Source organism: Nevskia sp. (assembly GCF_021732705.1).
Taxonomy (GTDB): domain Bacteria; phylum Pseudomonadota; class Gammaproteobacteria; order Nevskiales; family Nevskiaceae; genus Nevskia.
This window is the reverse complement of the sequence record NZ_JAKFUM010000011.1, coordinates 272,141-289,050: the sequence shown is the minus strand read 5'-3', so window position 1 is coordinate 289,050 and position 16,910 is coordinate 272,141. Positions and strand designations below refer to the sequence as shown.

Annotated in this window: 21 protein-coding genes and 1 tRNA gene; 5 read left to right on the top strand and 17 right to left on the bottom strand. The window is 65.9% G+C overall.

Going from position 1 to position 16,910, the window contains the following annotated elements:
- The first annotated feature begins 24 nt into the window (after positions 1–24).
- From QZ951_RS15260 to QZ951_RS15240, 5 genes are all read left to right on the top strand, one after another.
- Positions 25–1,284, top strand: coding sequence for a Coenzyme F420 hydrogenase/dehydrogenase, beta subunit C-terminal domain (locus tag QZ951_RS15260; protein WP_293002064.1), 1,260 nt, complete (start codon positions 25–27; stop codon positions 1,282–1,284).
- Between the two features lie 97 nt (positions 1,285–1,381).
- Positions 1,382–3,673 carry an NADP-dependent malic enzyme gene (locus QZ951_RS15255; RefSeq protein WP_293002063.1) on the top strand — a complete coding sequence of 764 codons (2,292 nt, stop codon included), beginning with the start codon at positions 1,382–1,384 and terminating at the stop codon, positions 3,671–3,673.
- A 234-nt stretch (positions 3,674–3,907) separates the two neighbouring features.
- The gene (locus tag QZ951_RS15250) at positions 3,908–4,429 is read left to right on the top strand and encodes a molybdopterin-dependent oxidoreductase (RefSeq protein ID WP_293002062.1); all 522 of its coding nucleotides are present in this window, start codon (positions 3,908–3,910) and stop codon (positions 4,427–4,429) included.
- A 153-nt stretch (positions 4,430–4,582) separates the two neighbouring features.
- Positions 4,583–5,767 (top strand): pyridoxal phosphate-dependent aminotransferase, encoded by a 1,185-nt coding sequence (locus QZ951_RS15245; protein WP_293002059.1) that lies wholly within the window; start codon positions 4,583–4,585, stop codon positions 5,765–5,767.
- Between the two features lie 178 nt (positions 5,768–5,945).
- Positions 5,946–6,021, top strand: a tRNA-Asn gene (locus QZ951_RS15240).
- Here QZ951_RS15240 and QZ951_RS20420 read toward each other — a convergent pair.
- The 17 genes from QZ951_RS20420 to QZ951_RS15150 form a co-directional block, all read right to left on the bottom strand.
- Positions 5,980–7,572, bottom strand: coding sequence for a recombinase family protein (locus QZ951_RS20420; protein WP_366943943.1), 1,593 nt, complete (start codon positions 7,570–7,572; stop codon positions 5,980–5,982). The genes QZ951_RS15240 and QZ951_RS20420 overlap by 42 nt on opposite strands.
- 988 nt (positions 7,573–8,560) lie before the next feature.
- On the bottom strand, positions 8,561–11,428 hold the full coding sequence (locus QZ951_RS15225; RefSeq protein WP_293002053.1) for a toprim domain-containing protein: 2,868 nt from the start codon (positions 11,426–11,428) through the stop codon (positions 8,561–8,563).
- A gap of 6 nt (positions 11,429–11,434) precedes the next feature.
- Positions 11,435–11,704 carry a hypothetical protein gene (locus QZ951_RS15220; protein ID WP_293002051.1) on the bottom strand — a complete coding sequence of 90 codons (270 nt, stop codon included), beginning with the start codon at positions 11,702–11,704 and terminating at the stop codon, positions 11,435–11,437.
- Entirely contained in the window at positions 11,704–11,925 is a 222-nt protein-coding gene (locus QZ951_RS15215; RefSeq protein ID WP_293002049.1) for a hypothetical protein, read from the bottom strand. The genes QZ951_RS15220 and QZ951_RS15215 overlap by 1 nt, the downstream gene beginning before the upstream one ends.
- Complete coding sequence (locus tag QZ951_RS15210) at positions 11,922–12,158, bottom strand: hypothetical protein (protein ID WP_293002047.1); 237 nt, start codon at positions 12,156–12,158, stop codon at positions 11,922–11,924. Before QZ951_RS15210 ends, QZ951_RS15215 begins: the two co-directional genes overlap by 4 nt.
- Complete coding sequence (locus QZ951_RS15205) at positions 12,155–12,394, bottom strand: hypothetical protein (protein ID WP_293002045.1); 240 nt, start codon at positions 12,392–12,394, stop codon at positions 12,155–12,157. Before QZ951_RS15205 ends, QZ951_RS15210 begins: the two co-directional genes overlap by 4 nt.
- Complete coding sequence (locus QZ951_RS15200; protein WP_293002042.1) at positions 12,391–12,993, bottom strand: ASCH domain-containing protein; 603 nt, start codon at positions 12,991–12,993, stop codon at positions 12,391–12,393. The genes QZ951_RS15205 and QZ951_RS15200 overlap by 4 nt, the downstream gene beginning before the upstream one ends.
- Positions 12,990–13,553 (bottom strand): hypothetical protein, encoded by a 564-nt coding sequence (locus QZ951_RS15195; protein ID WP_293002040.1) that lies wholly within the window; start codon positions 13,551–13,553, stop codon positions 12,990–12,992. The genes QZ951_RS15200 and QZ951_RS15195 overlap by 4 nt, the downstream gene beginning before the upstream one ends.
- Positions 13,550–13,720 carry a hypothetical protein gene (locus tag QZ951_RS15190; protein ID WP_293002038.1) on the bottom strand — a complete coding sequence of 57 codons (171 nt, stop codon included), beginning with the start codon at positions 13,718–13,720 and terminating at the stop codon, positions 13,550–13,552. Before QZ951_RS15190 ends, QZ951_RS15195 begins: the two co-directional genes overlap by 4 nt.
- Positions 13,717–14,070, bottom strand: a complete 354-nt coding sequence (locus QZ951_RS15185) for a hypothetical protein (protein ID WP_293002036.1) — start codon at positions 14,068–14,070, stop codon at positions 13,717–13,719. Before QZ951_RS15185 ends, QZ951_RS15190 begins: the two co-directional genes overlap by 4 nt.
- A 43-nt stretch (positions 14,071–14,113) precedes the next feature.
- On the bottom strand, positions 14,114–14,467 hold the full coding sequence (locus QZ951_RS15180) for a hypothetical protein (RefSeq protein ID WP_293002034.1): 354 nt from the start codon (positions 14,465–14,467) through the stop codon (positions 14,114–14,116).
- Entirely contained in the window at positions 14,468–14,944 is a 477-nt protein-coding gene (locus QZ951_RS15175; RefSeq protein WP_293002032.1) for a hypothetical protein, read from the bottom strand.
- On the bottom strand, positions 14,941–15,216 hold the full coding sequence (locus tag QZ951_RS15170) for a hypothetical protein (protein WP_293002030.1): 276 nt from the start codon (positions 15,214–15,216) through the stop codon (positions 14,941–14,943). Before QZ951_RS15170 ends, QZ951_RS15175 begins: the two co-directional genes overlap by 4 nt.
- Positions 15,213–15,827 (bottom strand): tyrosine-type recombinase/integrase, encoded by a 615-nt coding sequence (locus QZ951_RS15165; RefSeq protein ID WP_293002028.1) that lies wholly within the window; start codon positions 15,825–15,827, stop codon positions 15,213–15,215. The genes QZ951_RS15170 and QZ951_RS15165 overlap by 4 nt, the downstream gene beginning before the upstream one ends.
- Before the next feature lie 36 nt (positions 15,828–15,863).
- Positions 15,864–16,163, bottom strand: a complete 300-nt coding sequence (locus tag QZ951_RS15160) for a hypothetical protein (RefSeq protein WP_293002026.1) — start codon at positions 16,161–16,163, stop codon at positions 15,864–15,866.
- The gene (locus tag QZ951_RS15155) at positions 16,151–16,324 is read right to left on the bottom strand and encodes a hypothetical protein (protein WP_293002024.1); all 174 of its coding nucleotides are present in this window, start codon (positions 16,322–16,324) and stop codon (positions 16,151–16,153) included. Before QZ951_RS15155 ends, QZ951_RS15160 begins: the two co-directional genes overlap by 13 nt.
- The gene (locus tag QZ951_RS15150; RefSeq protein ID WP_293002022.1) at positions 16,311–16,778 is read right to left on the bottom strand and encodes a phage regulatory CII family protein; all 468 of its coding nucleotides are present in this window, start codon (positions 16,776–16,778) and stop codon (positions 16,311–16,313) included. Before QZ951_RS15150 ends, QZ951_RS15155 begins: the two co-directional genes overlap by 14 nt.
- Between the last annotated feature and the right edge of the window lie 132 nt (positions 16,779–16,910).

Genomic DNA, 16,910 nt, shown 5'->3' with positions numbered 1-16,910 from the left:
ACCGAGTGGAGCCCGCAGACCCCGATGACCCTCCATTCGACTGGCCCGATCACATCGCGGCAAGCGCTCGACGTATTGCCGGTTGCCGCGGCCGCCGCGCGCGACCTGTGCACGGACTGCGGCATTTCGCGCTCCAGCCAGCCCGGCCGCTGCGGCAGCGCCTGTCAGTTCATCAAGCCGGACTATCCGAAGCTCGAAGCGCAGGTCCATGGCCGCGCCCGTGATCCGGCGCGGCCGGACGAAATCCACTTCGGCCCGCATCGGCAACTGCTGCGCGCCGCACTGACCACGCCGCGCCCCGGCGCGCAGTGGACCGGCATCACCACGCGGATCGCCGAACGGCTGCTCGAAACCGGTGCCGTCGATGCCGTGCTGACGATGGCGCCTGACGCGGCCGATCCGTGGCGCCCGGTGCCGGTGCTCGTCACCCGGGCAGAGGATCTGGCGCAGTGCCGCGGCATGCGCATGGGCTACGCGCCGCTGCTGGCGCTGCTCGAACCGGCCCGCGCGCGCGGCTACAAGCGCCTCGCGGTGATCGGCATCCCGTGTCAGGTCTATGCGCTGCGGGCGCTGGAAGCGGAACTCGGCTTCGAGCGGCTGTACGTCATCGGCACGCCGTGCTCGGACAACACCACGACCGAGAACTTCCACACCTTCCTCGATCTGCTGTCGGAACGGCCGGAAACGATCAGCTACCTCGAATTCCGGGCCGACTATCACGTCGAACTGCGCTTCACCGATGGCCGGATCAAGACCATCCCGTTCCTGCAGCTGCCGATCTCGAAGCTGCCGCGCGACTTCTTTCCGCTGACCTGTCGCACCTGCGTCGACTACACCAACGTGCTCGCCGACATCACCGTCGGCTACATGGGCGGGCAGGGCGAGCAGTGGCTGCTGGTGCGCAATGAACGCGGAGCCGAACTGCTGGCGCTGCTCGGCGACGAGGTCCGCACGTCCGAACCCGGCAGTGCCGGCAAGCGGGCCGGACCGGTCAAGGGTTTCCTCGCCAACACCGAGCGCGCCGCCGGCGGTCTGCCGCTGCGTCGGATGCCGGATTGGCTGAAGCCGATCGTGGGCTGGCTGATGCCGAGAGTCGGCCCGCGCGGGCTGGAGTTCGCCCGCGCCCGCGTCGACATGAAGGCGGTCGAGACCATCGTTCATCTGCGTCGCGAACAGCCGCGGCGGATGAAGTCGATGATCCCGGCGCACGTCTGGAAGCTGGTCGAGCCGTACGGCCTGAAGCCGGAAGCGGGCGAAACGCCTCGGCAGCAGCCCGCCGAATAATGTGTATCTGACCCCGATTGTTTGCGGGCCGAGCGCCGCGCCACGCAGGCCCTAGAATGCGCGACCCGATTTCCCGATGCCATCGAGACCGCCGCCCATGAATCCGATCGAAGCCCAGCGCAAGGCCGCGCTCGAGTACCACGAGTTTCCAACGCCGGGAAAGCTCGCGATCGTGCCGACCAAGCAGATGGTCAACCAGAACGATCTGGCGCTCGCGTACTCGCCCGGCGTCGCGGCGGCCTGCGAGGAAATCGTCAAGGACCCGGCCAACGCCTTCCGCTACACCGCGCGCGGCAATCTGGTGGCGGTGATCACCAACGGCACGGCGGTGCTGGGCCTCGGCGCGATCGGCCCGCTGGCCGCCAAGCCGGTGATGGAAGGCAAGGCGGTGCTGTTCAAGAAGTTCGCCGGCATCGACGTGTTCGATCTCGAAGTCGACCAGCGCGATCCGGACAAGCTGATCGAGCTGATCGCCGCGCTCGAACCGACTTTCGGCGGCATCAACCTCGAAGACATCAAGGCGCCGGACTGCTTCTACATCGAGCGTCGCCTGCGCGAGCGGATGAAGATTCCGGTGTTCCACGACGACCAGCACGGCACGGCGATCGTCGTCGGCGCGGCGGTCACCAACGGCCTGACCGTCGTCGGCAAGTCGATCGACGCGGTGAAGCTCGTCGTCAGCGGCGCCGGTGCGGCGGCACTGGCCTGTGTCGGCATGCTGGTCGAACTCGGCGTCCGGATCGAGAACATCTGGCTGACCGATCTGGCCGGCGTCGTGTACCGCGGCCGCACCGAACTGATGGACGACGACAAGGCGCGCTATGCGCAGGAAACCTCCGCCCGGACGCTGGCCGACGTGATTCCGGACGCCGATGTTTTCCTCGGCCTGTCCGCCGGTGGTGTGCTCAAGCCGGAGATGGTGAAAGTGATGGCCGCACGGCCGCTGATCCTGGCGCTGGCCAACCCGACGCCGGAAATCCTGCCGAACGAAGTTCGCGCCGTGCGCGACGACGCCATCGTCGCCACCGGCCGCACGGATTATCCGAATCAGGTCAACAACGTGCTGTGCTTCCCGTTCATCTTCCGCGGCGCGCTCGATGCCGGCGCGACGACGATCACGCGCGAGATGGAAATCGCGGCGGTGAAAGCGGTGGCGGAACTGGCGCGGCTGGAACAGAGCGATGTCGTGGCCAATGCCTACGGCATCGAGGACCTGGCCTTCGGCCCGGAATACCTGATTCCGAAGCCGTTCGACCCGCGCCTGATCGTGCACATTGCGCCGGCCGTGGCCAAGGCGGCGATGGAGTCCGGCGTGGCGACGCGGCCGATCGCCGACTTCGACGCCTATCGCCAGAGCCTGCAGCAGTTCGTCTACCACAGCGGCACGATGATGAAGCCGGTGTTCGCCGCGGCGCGCCGCGTGCCGATGGAGAAGAGCCGCATCATCTACGCCGAGGGCGAGGACGAGCGCATCCTGCGCGCCGTGCAGATCGTCGTCGACGAGAAGCTGGCGAAGCCGATCCTCGTCGGGCGGCCGAAGGTGATCGAGCAGAGCATCGCCAAGTTCGGGCTGCGCCTGACCCCGGGCGAGCAGTTCGACATCGTCAACCCCGAGCACGACGATCGCTACCACGCGTACTGGAGCGAGTACCACGCGATCATGGCGCGGCGCGGCGTGACGCCGCAGTACGCGCGGATCGAGATGCGCCGCCGCACGACGCTGATCGCCGCGATGCTGCTGCGCATGGGCGAGGCCGACGGCATGATCTGCGGCACGTTCACCACGACCTGGCGCCACCTGCAGTACATCGACCGGGTGATCGGCAAGAAGCCGGGTGCCAATTGCTACGCCGAAATGAATGGCGTGATCCTGCCCACGCGCCAGGTGTTCATCGTCGATACCCACGTCAATGTCGACCCGAGCGCCGAGCAGCTGGCGGAAATCACGCGGATGGCGGCCGACGCCATCCGCCGCTTCGGTATCGTGCCGAAGGCGGCTTTGCTGTCGCATTCGAACTTCGGGTCCAGCGATTCACCGAGTGCGCTGAAGATGCGCGAGACGCTGCGCCTGCTGCGCGAGCAGGCGCCGGATCTGATCGTGGACGGCGAAATGCACGCCGACTGCGCGCTCGACGCCGCGCTGCGCCGCACGGTGCTGCCGGAATCGACCCTGACCGGCGAGGCGAACCTGCTGGTCTGCCCGAATCTCGACTCGGCCAACATCGCCTACAACCTGCTGAAGACGGCGGCCGGCAACAACGTGGCGATCGGCCCGGTGCTGCTCGGCTGCGCCCGGCCGGTGCACATCCTGACGCCATCGGCGACGGTGCGGCGCATCGTCAACATGACGGCGCTGACGGTGATGGAAGCGGCCACCGGCGTCGCCTGACGGCCGCCGCTATGGGACAACGCGGTGGCTTGTCAGCCCCAGGGTCGGGTGTTGCAATATTGCTGACACCTTGCTCAGGCCGGTGCCGGACGCGAGACTGATGCCCGGTTCGGCGGCGGCCCGGCGCTGGTGATCGCATCGAACCCGGCCCGTTCCGGCCGTGTCTCGATGCGGTGGACCGCCGTGATGCGGCGGTGCCGTCACCCGTCAACCGATTCGATAACGGACGCGCGAATGAGCCGTACTCTGCCGCTGCTGGCACCGATGCTGGCCTTGCTGCTGCTGATCGTGACCAGCCCGGCGCCGGCGGCCGAAAGCCTGCCCGTGGCGACCGAGGCTAGCGGCATCACGGTGTTCCTGCCGAATCGCGCCAGCGTCCGGATCACGCCCGAGAAGCTGGCGTCGATGCCGCGCGTGTCGCGTGTGGTGATGCTGCGCGACGCGGGTCATCTGTTCGAAGGCGTGGACCTGCGCGAGCTGCTGAAAGCGGCCGGTGTCGACGAGATCGACGGCATGCGCGGTGCGTCGCTGCGCCGGGTGATCGTCGCCGAAGGCGCCGATGGCTACCGCGTGGCCTACGCGTTCGGCGAACTCGATCCCAGCATCGGCGACAAGCTGGTGATCGTCAGCAATCGTCAGGACGATGCGCCGCTGCCGAGCGAGGATGGTCCGTGGCGGCTGATCGTGCCGACCGACAAGCGCAACGCCCGCGGCGTGCGCAAGCTGGTCAAGCTGACGGTGACCGAGCTTCCCTGAACTTTTTCCCGGGGTCCGGGGGCTGAGGCCGCCTGCGGGCGGCCGGCGAGCGACGCACGGCGATGGGCTGGGGCCTCGACTTCCAGTATCCTTCGCGCGCTTTTTTGGTGCCTTGCACGCGCCGCTTTTGCCGACCCAACTTCAGGACATCTCGTGGACCAGACGCTCGCCGCCCGCGTGGGCCGTATCAAGCCCTCTCCGACTCTCGCCGTCACCGCCAAGGCCGGTGAACTGAAGGCGCAGGGGCTCGATGTGCTCTCCCTGAGTGCCGGCGAACCGGACTTCGACACGCCGGACCACGTCAAGGCTGCCGCCGTCAAGGCGATTGCCGACGGCTTCACCAAGTACACGCCGGTTGGCGGCACGCCGTCGCTGAAGAAGGCGATCATCGCCAAGCACCAGCGCGACAACGGCCTCGACTACGCACCGAATCAGGTGCTGGCCTCGGTCGGCGGCAAGCAGGCCTGCTACAACCTGTGCCAGGCGCTGCTGAACGATGGCGATGAAGTGATCATCCCGGCGCCGTTCTGGGTCAGCTACCCGGACATGGTGCTGCTGGCCGACGGCACGCCGGTGATCCTGCCGACCGATGCCTCGACCCGCTACAAGATCACCGCCCCGCAGCTTGAAGCGGCGATCACGCCGAAGACCCGCCTGATCTTCCTGAACTCGCCGTCGAACCCTTCGGGTGTCGCGTACACGCGCGCCGAGCTTGCGGCGCTGGCGGAGGTGCTGCTGAAGCACCCGCGCATCATCATCGCCAGCGATGACATGTACGAAAAGATCCTGTGGAGTGACGAGCCGTTCGCGAACATCGTCAACGTCTGCCCGGAACTGTATGACCGTACGGTCGTCATCCACGCCGTGTCGAAGACCTATTCGATGACCGGCTGGCGGCTCGGCTGGTCGTGCGGCCCGAAGTGGCTGATCACGCCGATGGCCGATATCCAGAGCCAGAGTACGTCGAATCCGACGTCGATCGCGCAGGTTGCCGCCGAAGCCGCATTGAACGGCGACCAGCGCTGCGTCACCGACATGACCGTCGCGTTCAAGCGCCGTCACGATTTCCTCGTCGCCGGACTGAACGAGATTCCGGGCATTCGCTGCCAGCCGAGCGATGGCACGTTCTACGCGTTCCCGGACGTCTCCGGCCTGGTCAAGGCCAAGGGTCTGGCCGACGATCTGGCGCTGGCCGACGTGCTGCTGAAGGAATCGCTGGTGGCGCTGGTGCCGGGATCGGCGTTCGGCACGCCGGGTCACATGCGCCTGAGCTTCGCGACCAGCGACCGCGTGCTGACCGAGTGCCTGAAGCGCATCGACGCCTACGCCCGCAGCTGATCGACGCCACCGCCGTGCCTTGAGCCCCGCAGCGCGAATCGCGTGCTGCCGGGCCGATGTCGGGCGAGGTCGGGGTGGGGTCGGGGTGGGGTCTGGACGCGGATCAAGAACATCGCCGGGATGTCGAAAAGGGTGTTGCTTTGCGGAACGAGTTGGGTAAAATGCGCGACCGCAATGTTCCTTGATAGCTCAGTCGGTAGAGCAAGTGACTGTTAATCACTGGGTCCCAGGTTCGAGTCCTGGTCAAGGAGCCAACTTTTCGTGCTATGAACCCCGACCACTTGTGTCGTCGGTTCAGAGAGTAGGGCAGTTTTGTAGTTGATCTCAGCTGTCTCGGAGTGTAGCACCACACTTTCGAGCACCTGCTGCAGCATCGCTCGGCTGCGCTTGATGTCGGACTGGTCGCTGACAATCTCCATCAGCGACTCCCGCAACGCCTCCAGATCTGCATCGTTCAGATCGAACCTCGGAAGCGCCTGAGCTCGTAACCGCTCGATCTCCTCCCGCAGCTGCGATTCGCGTTCGCGAAGCTCTGCCATGCGTGGACCGATGTCGCCCAGGTTTGGCGCATCGATGCCGTGCAGCTCGAGCACTTCCATCAGCTTCCGCTTTCGCTTGGTGGCATCCGCCAGTTCGCGATCGAGCCCGGCCATCTGCTGTTTGCGCTCGCTGGCCCACTTGCCGCAGGCGCCGTTCAGTTCTTGCGCGACTTCCAGCATCACCTCGCGCGTGAACACCCGCGTTGTGATCGCTTCCAGCAGCCAGCCGTCGAGCGCATCCGCGCGGCGCCGGCGATCGCCGCACGCACGGGCCGACAGCCAGGCGTGGCAGTTGTAGTAGGCGTAGCGCGTGCCATGGCGGTTCATCGCGGTTTCGACGTGCATGCGCGCGCCGCAGTGGCCGCAGGTCAGCAGACCGGTCAGCAGGTGCGTCGACATTGGCGATCCGCTCTTGCGCCGCGCCGATCGCCGCTTGATCTCCTGCGCCTGATCCCACTGTTCGCGCGTGATGATCGGTTCGAAGCTCTGCACCTCGATCTGACCTTGCGATAGCCGAGCGCGCCCCGGATTCCGACGTGACGGGCGACGGTTGAACACGATCACCCCCAGCACGGCCGGACTGGCGAGGATGTTCGAGACCGCCGTGCTGTTCCACCGCGCCCCGCGGTGCGAATGCCCCTGATCGTTCAGCGCCGCGGCGATCTGCAGCGGCCCTGAGCCCTCACAGCGCCAGCGAAAAATGCACTGCACCAGCCAAGCCTCCTCCGGTGCTGGCACCAACGTCCGCCGGCGAGCATCGCGTGGCGATTCCACCGCCTTGTAGCCGTACGGCATCCGTCCGCCGTTCCAGTGGCCGGCGCGCGCGTTGTTCATCAGCGAGCGCAGCGTGTCGATCGACACCTGGCGCGAGTAGACCTCATCGATCATCGACAGCACGTTGTCGAGGATGAAGCCTGCGGTGGTGTCGCGATCGATGTCGACGGTGCAGTACGCCAGCTCCACGCCCGCTTTTTCGAGTCGCCGCTTGTAGACCGCCGCGTGCACCGAGTCGCGGCTGAAGCGGCTGGTGGACCAGGTCACGAAGTAATCGATCCGCTCCGCCTCGGCGTACGCAATGGCATCCTGGAAGCCTGGCCGGTCTTCATCCGTGCCGCTGATGCCGCGATCGGCGAACACCTGCAGCACATCGGCGCCAAGTGCCGCCGCCTTCGCGCGACACTGCTCGATCTGACTGGTGACAGGCAGCTCCTCGGCAGCCTGTTTGGCCGTCGAAACGCGGGCATAGATCAAAGCAGTTTTGCGCATGGCTCGGTCACCGGTCGCGCGCGCCAAAAAAGCGCTTCTGGATATTGCGGATGTTCTGGTACCCACCTACCCACCTGATAGGGCGGGGCTATCCTGCCGAGCCCCCACCCCTGCCGGGACTATGGTCCGGCCGCTGCACGATGACCGACGATCGCGACACTGGCGAATGAACTTCGCTTATCTCGCACGATGGCATCCGCAAGCCCTTGATCGGCCGTGTCGTCATCGTCGGTCAACTTCGCAATCTTCCAGAACGCGAAGTTCAGCACACCGCTTGAGATAGGCCGCTCCAAGGCCTTCTTAGAGACCCCGCGCAAACGTCCGCCTGCATAGCTTCTGAGAGTGTGCGCAGCCCCGGCTCTACGATTTGCATGGGCTGGCCGGGCAGCGCGCGCGCCTGCCGCCGGCGCGTCCTCGATCGCGCCCCATCGCCAGGCTGCAGCTCGATGTCGCCGCCGTCGCTGCTGCCGATCGCGTGGCAGGCATGCGATCAACCTGCACGGTCCCGCTTTCTGCCCGGAAAGCGGCGTAAGTCATTGATCTGTCGAGGATCGGGACTGTGCAGGTTTGCGATTTCCGCACTGAGAAGTTGCACGGTCCTTTTTTCGGGACCGACGAAAGTTGCACATGCCCGCTTTCTCCATTCTTCTTCTTCTTTTTCAATAAAAAGAGAGAGATAGATATGAAAGCTCGAAAGACTTCATGTGCAGCGGAAGGTGAAAAGGTGAACGGTACAGCGGGAAAGTTGCACGGTAATCGTTGGAAGTTGCACGGTGCAGTTGCTTAGACAATCAAAGGCTTAGGCCAAAAGGCAGGGGGCACCGTGCAAGTTGAAACGGAATGCCTGCCTCACACGCGCGGTAAACGGCTTTTTCCCCCGCAAGCGAGGGGATCAAGGCAAGTGGACCGTGCAGGTTTGCGGGGGACCGTGCAGGTTCCGGGCAAAAAAAAGCCCCGCGGGGCGGGGCAGTGCAGCAGGGGATCGATGTCAGACGGGCGCTTCATCCGCAGCGCGCATCTCGGCAGCCAGTGCGCGGCCGATCTCGGTCTCACTGCCGTCCTTGATCACCTTGACCGGCAGGTCGATGCCCTTGGCTGAGCACCGCTTCACGCCGATCGCGATGCAGTGGTACTGGTCGCGGCCGTTGATGACGGTGCGGAAATCGGGATCAACCACCAGCTCCGCGTCGACCAGCTGCTGCTTGAACACGCGCGCGGTCTTGATCGGCAGCGTGTCGTAGAAGTCGCGCAGGTTGTTGGACGTCGACAGGTGATCCATCACGTACTGCGCCTTGACCACCAGGCACACCTCCGGCTCCTGATCCGGCCCTGGCTTCACCTCGCGCCACGCGAACGGATAAACGAAGCGATCGCTGGCGATCTCGCTGGCCAGCTTCTCCAGGATCCACACGAACGGCTCGCGATCGTGCTCGGTCTCGGTCATGTGGGCGTTCATTTCCGCGATGCAGTCGCGCGGAAAGTCGCCCGCGTTCTCCTCGATGCCGGCGAACTCGGTCATCAGCTTCCACGCCAGCAGCAGCGCGCTGTAGTTCGTGGCCATGCGCTTGGCACCGAGATCGCCCTTGGTGCTGCGGCTGTTGCGATAGCAGTACTCCAGCAGCCGCTCGTGACGCTTCACCACCGTTTCCGGGTCGAGCTCCGCCACCCAGTCCAGCCAGTTGCGCATCGGCCACAGCGGCAGCTTCTTCGGCATCACCGGGCCCTGCTTTTCGCTGGTCAGCTTGGTGCGCACCAACTTGCCGGTGATGTCCTTGGCCGGCACGTCTTCACCTGCCAGCAGCACCGGTGCGGCATTGAGATACCGCAGGTTCTCGGATCCGCGCGTGTGCGGCGTGAACTGGTAACTCTCCTGCAGCATGGTGATCGCCATCGCCAGGCTCACCTTGCCGGCCTTGCTGACTTCTTCCCAGCCCACCGGGATCGAGGAATGCCCCACCGAGCTGATGATGCGGTACGAGGTCTTGAGCTGTTCCGAGCTGAACATCTGGAAGCCCGTGGTGCCGCTCAGGCGCTCGATCAGCGTCGACTTGCCGGATGCCTTCTTGGCCTGCATCTCGAAGTGCGGCCAGAAGCCCAGGATGCACTTCAGCGCCACGGCGCCGCAGACCCACACCAGCGGGATCGCGGCCGCGTTCTGCTTGAACGTGGTCTGGTAGGCATCGATCACCGCCCGGGCGTCGCTCTGCGTGCCGCGATGGAACACGGCATCGTGATAGATGCACTGCTTGTCGGGCCGCTCGAAATAGCAGTCCGTGCCCTCGTTCACGCGCAGCTTGCCGTCCAGCCAGCACAGGCCCACGAAGTTGGCCGCGCGGCGTTCGCCGAAGTGCACGGCGCGCTCGAACAAGGTGACCAGGCGCTTGAACTGCTTCGGGTCGTAGATCGGCCCGAAGTCCTCCCAGCGCGCCAGTCGATGCAGATCTTCATCGCGGAACACCCGGCGCAGCAGCCGCGGCCCGTGGCGTGGCACCTGCACCGTGGCCGCGAACTGCGTCGTCGGTGCGGAATCCTTCACGCCGCTGACCGTCGCTTTCGGGCTCTGGATGGTCACGCGCGAGATCGCCGCAATCCGGAAGCCGGCCAGCGGCGCCAGCTTCACGCCGCGGCGTTCGCCGCCAGCTTCATCGTCGTCATCGCTGCCGGAATCTTCCTCCGGGTCGTCGCCGAGATCGCTGATGTACTGCGTGAAGTCGGCTTGCGCCTTGAAGCGGCCGTACACCGCGAAGTCATAGCCCGGCAGCCACAGCCGCTTCGGCCCGGGCTGCACCTTCGCCGGTACGCCGGCGATCGCGGAATCCTCCAGGCGCCGCAGCCGCGTGCGCAGGCCGTCGACCCCTTCGGCCTTCAGCACGTCGTTGCAGTCGTTCAGCTTGCGGCGGGCCCAGTCGGTCTGGTCCACGATCGCGCAGCCAATGTTCAGCGCCGTCAGCTGGTCATACAGCGCCCAGGCCGCTTCCGGCCCGGGCCGGCGGTCCCTGGCGTTCGGTTCGTCGGCATCGAACACGATCACCACGTGCTTGCCGTGGCACTGCGTCCAGTCGATCGCCGCCGCGCCCTGCAGGCCGCGCACGGCCATCGCGCAGGCACCCTTGATCTCGCAGGCCTCGATCGACAGCGCATTGATCGCAGACTCCACCACGTAGACCGTGCGCGCGGCCTTCAGCGATCGACGGCTGGCCAGCCACGGCAGGCCTAGCTTTTCGCCCTTGCTCCAGGTCTTCAGCCCGCCGTTCAGGGCGGGATCGATGAAGCGCTTGTCCACGCCCTCCGCCAGGCCCGTGGTGGGGTCATACGCGATGAAAGCCACCGCCGGGCCCTGATGTCCGATCTCGCCGGCCGGCGTCTTGTCGCTGGTCCAGCTCGAATAGCCCAGTGTGCGCGCCTTGATCGCTTCGCGGATCGTCGCTTCCGGGATCTTCCGCTCATCGCGCAGATAGGCCACCGCCGGCTCAGGATCCGCAAGGCAACTGGTGGCGATGAACTCGGCCGCGCTGCGCTCTCGCCGCGGGGCTTCCTTGGCTGTTGGCCAGGGGATGTCGCAGTAGTCATGCAGCCAGCGGCTGGCCTCGGGGAAGTCGCAGCCGTTCACATACATCACCAGGCTGAAGGCATCGCCGCCGGCGTCGCTGCTCCAGTCCTTCCAGCCGGTGCCGCCGTCGAAGATCGACAGGCTCGGGCTCTTGTCCTTGTGGTGCGGGCTCTTGTAGTTGCCGCTGCGCACCGGCCGCTCCAGCCCAAGCTTCTCGGCCAGATCGTGCAGATCCACCCGTTCCTTGATCTCCGCCGCGTTGCGCCATAGTGCTTCCTTGAATCCCTCTGAGTCCGATGGCTGCATGTCCGCTTATGGTTGTTGGTCTGTTGAAGGTGCCCACTGGTGGCAGGCGGGTGCATCCAGCCGAATGTCCGTCACGGCGCTGAAGCGCCGCTTCACCAGGCTGCACTTGTACCAACGCCGCGCGCGTCCGCCGGTGTGGTGTTCGTGGCAGGTCAGGTGATCGCAGGTCTTGCAGGTCTGCCCCTGCGGGCCGGTGCCGGGGGTGCCGGCGTAACCCTCTCCGGGCAGCCGCGGGTGCGCGGTTTTCGCCGGAAACAGGTCGGCCTGGCGCGGCATCAGATCGTTGAAGCCGGCACCGTGGCCGGGTCTGCCGGCAGCACGGCGATGGTCAGGCGCGAGCTCGGGCCGGGGCACTCGAACACCCGGCGCCCCACGCGGATCGAGCCCACGCCCATCCACAACATCGCCTGCTGGATCTTCACGCGCCGGCCTTGCACGATAACCTTCGCGCTGCACAGCTCCTCCAGCACCTCGAACGGGCTGCGGCCGGCGCTCATTCGGTCGCACCTTCGGCCTGCAGCCGTTCCAGCGTGCGCAGCGCGGAAGACAGCCGCCAGTCCTCCAAGCGATAGAACGTCGGGTTCGCGTTCGAGCCCACCGCCATGATCTTCTTGTGATACCGGCGCTGGCCTTCCTGCGCGCGCTTCAGCGCCTCGATCTGATCGGCGATCGGCGCGGAGCGCCACGGCTTGGTCTCTGCCGCCACCGGCGGCTTGGCGGGCAGGGTCATTTCAGATCCTCGATGACTTTCACGCGCGCCAGGCGATAGTGGCCAGCCTTCAAATCTTCGCGGCGTCGCTGCTGACCTTCGAAGTCCCACAGGGCGAGGAACGATTCCCAGGCAGCGCGCCGTGTGCGGGCGATCGACGTGTAATGAATCCAGTCACAGCGCGAGTTGACGACGATCACCGCCCACATCTTCACGGGCGCGGGCGGCTTGCGGGCCTTGGCTGTCGGCGCGCTCATGACTTCACATCCGGCGTTCGAAAAAAGCCCAGCTGCCCGGTGTAGGCGCGGAACGGCAACGGCCTGGCATTGGCGAGCACGAAGCCGAAGCTGCCGACGAACCAAGGGCTCGAATGCTGATCGGTGCAGTCCAGCAACTCGGCATCGCCAACGATGCCGCCCAGCGCGAACTGCTCCGGCAGCTTGATGGCAGGAAAGCGCTGAATCACCTGAGCGACATCCTCGCGTTGCTCGCGACCGAATCGCTTGCCGGCATGAATCAGAAATCGTCCGCGGAAGCTGGTTGCCCAGTCACGGTTCTCGATGTCCTTGTAGCCATGCACGATCAGCCACGCCCACGGCTGCAGGATGCTCAGGGTGTGAATCATCGGCACTCCGATTTCATCGGCGCAGTTCGATCGGATCCATTCCTGAACGGCGTTCGCTGCAGCGACATACTCCAGCGACGGATCCTTGGTGATCTCCTGGCCGCGTCGATACGTCGCCGTCACCAGATCCCGCAGGTGCTTTGGCAGCCTGAACCAATGGCTGCGGCATCCCCACAACGCCGGCGGCACTGCGCTTGAACAACCAGGCCAATGGCAGCGATGCGCGCTCATGCCATCAGCCTCGCGTGCAGCCGCTGCACCCTGAGCTCGGTGATCGCCAGCACTTTCGTACGCTTGATCTGCAGATATGGCTGCTGGTAGCCCAGCGCCTTCGCCAGCTGCGCTTCGGTGAAGCCCTCCTCGAGGAGCTCGTTCAGCAGCTTCCACGTGGTCTTCGCCGACACCAGCGCGTGGTCGCTGCACTGTTGGACGGTGATGCGCAGGATCTTGCGCGCGGTCTCGGCGCGGATCTTCGGCTTGCGGCCGCTGGCGACCTCTTGCTGCACGGTTTCAGACACGCCCGATACCGCGTGCACCGCACGCCGGCCGACGTGGCGCTTGCGCAGGTACAGCAGGTGCTCGCGGGCCTCGGTGGCATCGACAATGCCGTTGTGCTCGCCGCGGGCCCGGGCTTGCCGCCGCGCGTTCTCGTATAGCGAATTGGCCTTCTTGCACCACTCGCAGCGGCAGCCGGCGAGATACCGCAGGCGATCGCCGTGCGGCCGGTTGGCGGCGAGTGCCGCGATCGGGCGCAGGGTGTCGAGATGGCGAACCGGCATTTGGGCGCTCATGACTCATCACCCTCCCGCTGCAGCAGCAACTTCAGCGTCTCGGCATCACGCGCCGGATCGCCCGTGAGATTGGCTTTCATCGCCACGCTGTCCGCCCACCAGCCGACAAGGCCGCAGACGATCCCGATCACGATCAGCAGCAGGAACAGATGCACCAGCAGGCTCATGACTCACCGCCTGCAGGCGCATTGCCGGCCGTGCTGTTGTTGGCGATCGGCATCGACGCCGGCGGGTGCCAGCCGGTCATGGCCTCGATGCCATCCCAGGTGAAGTAATTCGCCGGGCGGTGCTGCAGGCAGTGGCCACAGACCACGGTCGGGATGCCATCGGCCAGCGTCACGAAGTAGAAGCCGGCGGTGGAGCCAGACGGGTGGATCCGGAATTTCGCCGGTACATGGTCATCGGGGATCGGGTACTTCACCAGCACGTTCTCGCCGATGAAGGCTCGGCCGTGCGGGCTCAGGCAGCGCGAGTTGACCAGGATCGCTTCGGCCCCGGGGGCAAAGTGCTGGGTCATGATTTGCTCCGGCGATAGGCGATGTCGGCATCGATGACGGCCATCAGCGCTTGATCCGCGCTGAGCTCACCTTCGGTGCCGAGTCGCTGGACGAATCGGCCGCCATCGAGTGCGTCGGTGTAGGCGTAGTAATCCCCCCGCCACGCCACGACACCATCGAAATGCTCAGCGAACCGACCTCGGCTGATGTCAGCCCCGTGTCCGGTACCGGCAGCCAGATCGAGCACTCCCCGAACGTCGCCATCATCTGAGCGAAGGGGCAGTCCGGATCCGCACCGTTCAGCATCGCTGCCGTCGCGGGCCGCTCGGTCTTGATGAAGGTCCACACCCGGCGCTTGAGCTCGGGCGGCAGCCGGCTGATGCAGATCATCAGCACCTTGTCCTGCGGCGAGTCCATTCATCGGGCCCTCCGCTTCCGCTCGAGGCGGTAGGCCGAAATCATCTTCTCGAACACCGCGCTGCCATTCGGCAGGTAGCGGTGGATCTCCATCACGTTCTCGTGATGCAGGCGCAGCACATGGATCAGGTGCTCGATCAGATCGCTATCCAGCCCCTTGAGATCGAACAGGTTGGGCTTCACGCGGTCGCCGTTGTACATGCCGGCCAGCACCCCGGCCACGACATAGCTCTGGCCGCAGGTGAAGTTCACGTGCATCACCAGATTCATCAAATGCGCCAGGCTCTTTCGGCCCTGCTCGATGTCGGCGTTGCGCAGCTGCAGGCGGCGATCAAACTTGTCGCCGGTCTTCCAGTCCGACCAGAAGGTCAGGAACTTGTCCTTCTCGGACGCCGGCATGGTCACCGTGAATGTCACGTCGAGCTCGCCGTGCAGGGCGGCATGGCGGTTGTCATGGGTCTGCGCAGCGGCGGTCATGACAGGGCCACCAGCTTGTTGGTGCCGACCACGGCGAACAGGTGCAGATCTTCGCGGCGGTACCTGCCACCGGGGCCGCCGATAAAGACCCAGCCAAACATGTCGTCTTGCGTCGAGACCGGGAACGCCAACTGAACGGTGAGCGAGCCCGGCGCGAAGTCCGCCTGGCTGTAGTACGGGCTGCTGGGCTTGATCGTGGCGACAAGGCGCACCAGCCCGGCTTCCTCTGCAACGCGGTCCGTCAGCACTACGTTCTTCAGCGCGCGCTTCACAGTGCCGCCTCGCGCAGGCTGCTGGCCACGGCTTCGCGGGTGGGGCGGGTGTAGATCATCGTGCTGCGCAGATCGCGGTGGCCCAGCACGGCGGCGGCGTGCAGCACCGGTTCCTTGCCGGTGCTGCGCTCCACCAGGCGCTGCCCCAACGTATGGCGCAGCCAGTGCGGGGAGACCTCCACGGATAGACCCGCAGCCTGACTCCAATGCCGGCAGCGCATCTGCAGCGCGCGCGGCGTGAGCCCGGTGCCGCCCACGCCGCGCGTGCGGCTGATCACTAGCGGCTCGGCCAGATCCATCGACAGGCCTTCATCCTTGCGCAGCTTCAGCAGGGCGCGCAGCTCCTCGGTGATGGCCTTGGTCAGCGGCACCTCGTAGCCGCGGCCGCCCTTGGCGATCGCGCTGCGGAACTGCAGGGACTGCTCGGCCAGCGCGTTGCGGGCATCGCCCACGGTCAGCTTGCAGATCGCGCCCACGCGGCCGCCGCACAGGCGGATCAGGCGCAGCACGTGATAGTCCCGCGCGGCTGCGAAGCCACTGCGCGCCTTGATGGCATCGAAAAACTGTTTCTCTTCAGCCGGCGTGAGATACCGCCGCAGGATGGTTTGCATGGCTCGGTCACCTTGTGGATCAGCGGAACAGCAGGGTCAGTGCAGCTCGACGTCGATCAGCACAGGGCTGCCGGCGTCGTCGAAGGTCGTGGCGTTGTGGGTCAGGGCCCAGCCGATGGCGAAGACCTGGCCGCGGAAGCCCGCCTGCAGGCCGTGCATGCGGATCACGACGCCGTTCATCTGCAGCTCGAAGCGCAGACTTTTCTGATCGCGTTCATCGCGGTCCACGAACGCGGTCAAGGTCCAGCCCAGGACAAACGGCGCGGGCTTGCCCGGCTCCAGCAGAAAGCGGAACGCAGGGGTCTCGGGCAGATCCCGATAGGTCACGGTGGGCATGGCTTGGCACTCGCAGGCACAGCGGGGGAGGGCGGCGTGGCCAGCCGGGCCAGACGCGGCCCGGCGGTCAGCACCAGCAGGCGGGCAACGGCCGCGGCGTTCAGGCCGTTCGGCGCGTTGTCGGTGATCACGGGCAGCGGCAAGGCCTTAGCGCGCGGCATCGGCGAGGCCTTCCAGGCGTGCCAGCAGTTCGAGCTCCGCCGTGATGTGGGCGTGCACGCCGTCGCGGATGTCGGAGATCTCCGCACCGCTGATTCGGCCGTCCTCGAGCGCGCGGCGGATGCGATCGCTGCGATCGCCTTCGGCCCGCACCTGCATCAGCAGCAGGTCCAGCAGCTCGAGGTCGGAGGTGCGGCGGTAATCGCCCAGGCGAACCACGCAGTGATCCACCGAGTTGGCCAGCGCATGCAGCACGCGGTAGTCGCTGCTGGCCGTCATCAGCATCACGATCTCGGCGATCGTGAAGCCGTGCTCGCTATCGGTGGCCGCCTTGTTGTAGACGGTGCCCGGTGCCCGGCCGATCGCCTGCGCGGCGGTCTCGATCGGGTTCAGCCCGCGGCGGGCTGGAAACTGGTGCACGGTCAGGTAAATCGCCGTGCGAATGGTGCTGTGCATGAAAGCAGCCCCTCGATTCACTTGAGATCGAGAGGGAAAACCGGCGAACTACCCCGGACAGCTGAAAACTGTTAATTTTTCACCGGGGACGAACGGGTGACCAAGCCAGTAATCCCTCGCACCGGTCAGGGT

Coding starts and splice junctions, on each gene's coding strand:
- QZ951_RS15260 (WP_293002064.1), top strand. CDS start 25: ATGACCCTCCATTCGACTGGCCCGATCACATCGCGGCAAGCGCTCGAC.
- QZ951_RS15255 (WP_293002063.1), top strand. CDS start 1,382: ATGAATCCGATCGAAGCCCAGCGCAAGGCCGCGCTCGAGTACCACGAG.
- QZ951_RS15250 (WP_293002062.1), top strand. CDS start 3,908: ATGAGCCGTACTCTGCCGCTGCTGGCACCGATGCTGGCCTTGCTGCTG.
- QZ951_RS20420 (WP_366943943.1), bottom strand. CDS start 7,572: ATGCGCAAAACTGCTTTGATCTATGCCCGCGTTTCGACGGCCAAACAG.
- QZ951_RS15225 (WP_293002053.1), bottom strand. CDS start 11,428: ATGCAGCCATCGGACTCAGAGGGATTCAAGGAAGCACTATGGCGCAAC.
- QZ951_RS15220 (WP_293002051.1), bottom strand. CDS start 11,704: ATGCCGCGCCAGGCCGACCTGTTTCCGGCGAAAACCGCGCACCCGCGG.
- QZ951_RS15215 (WP_293002049.1), bottom strand. CDS start 11,925: ATGAGCGCCGGCCGCAGCCCGTTCGAGGTGCTGGAGGAGCTGTGCAGC.
- QZ951_RS15210 (WP_293002047.1), bottom strand. CDS start 12,158: ATGACCCTGCCCGCCAAGCCGCCGGTGGCGGCAGAGACCAAGCCGTGG.
- QZ951_RS15205 (WP_293002045.1), bottom strand. CDS start 12,394: ATGAGCGCGCCGACAGCCAAGGCCCGCAAGCCGCCCGCGCCCGTGAAG.
- QZ951_RS15200 (WP_293002042.1), bottom strand. CDS start 12,993: ATGAGCGCGCATCGCTGCCATTGGCCTGGTTGTTCAAGCGCAGTGCCG.
- QZ951_RS15195 (WP_293002040.1), bottom strand. CDS start 13,553: ATGAGCGCCCAAATGCCGGTTCGCCATCTCGACACCCTGCGCCCGATC.
- QZ951_RS15190 (WP_293002038.1), bottom strand. CDS start 13,720: ATGAGCCTGCTGGTGCATCTGTTCCTGCTGCTGATCGTGATCGGGATC.
- QZ951_RS15185 (WP_293002036.1), bottom strand. CDS start 14,070: ATGACCCAGCACTTTGCCCCCGGGGCCGAAGCGATCCTGGTCAACTCG.
- QZ951_RS15180 (WP_293002034.1), bottom strand. CDS start 14,467: ATGGACTCGCCGCAGGACAAGGTGCTGATGATCTGCATCAGCCGGCTG.
- QZ951_RS15175 (WP_293002032.1), bottom strand. CDS start 14,944: ATGACCGCCGCTGCGCAGACCCATGACAACCGCCATGCCGCCCTGCAC.
- QZ951_RS15165 (WP_293002028.1), bottom strand. CDS start 15,827: ATGCAAACCATCCTGCGGCGGTATCTCACGCCGGCTGAAGAGAAACAG.
- QZ951_RS15160 (WP_293002026.1), bottom strand. CDS start 16,163: ATGCCCACCGTGACCTATCGGGATCTGCCCGAGACCCCTGCGTTCCGC.
- QZ951_RS15155 (WP_293002024.1), bottom strand. CDS start 16,324: ATGCCGCGCGCTAAGGCCTTGCCGCTGCCCGTGATCACCGACAACGCG.
- QZ951_RS15150 (WP_293002022.1), bottom strand. CDS start 16,778: ATGCACAGCACCATTCGCACGGCGATTTACCTGACCGTGCACCAGTTT.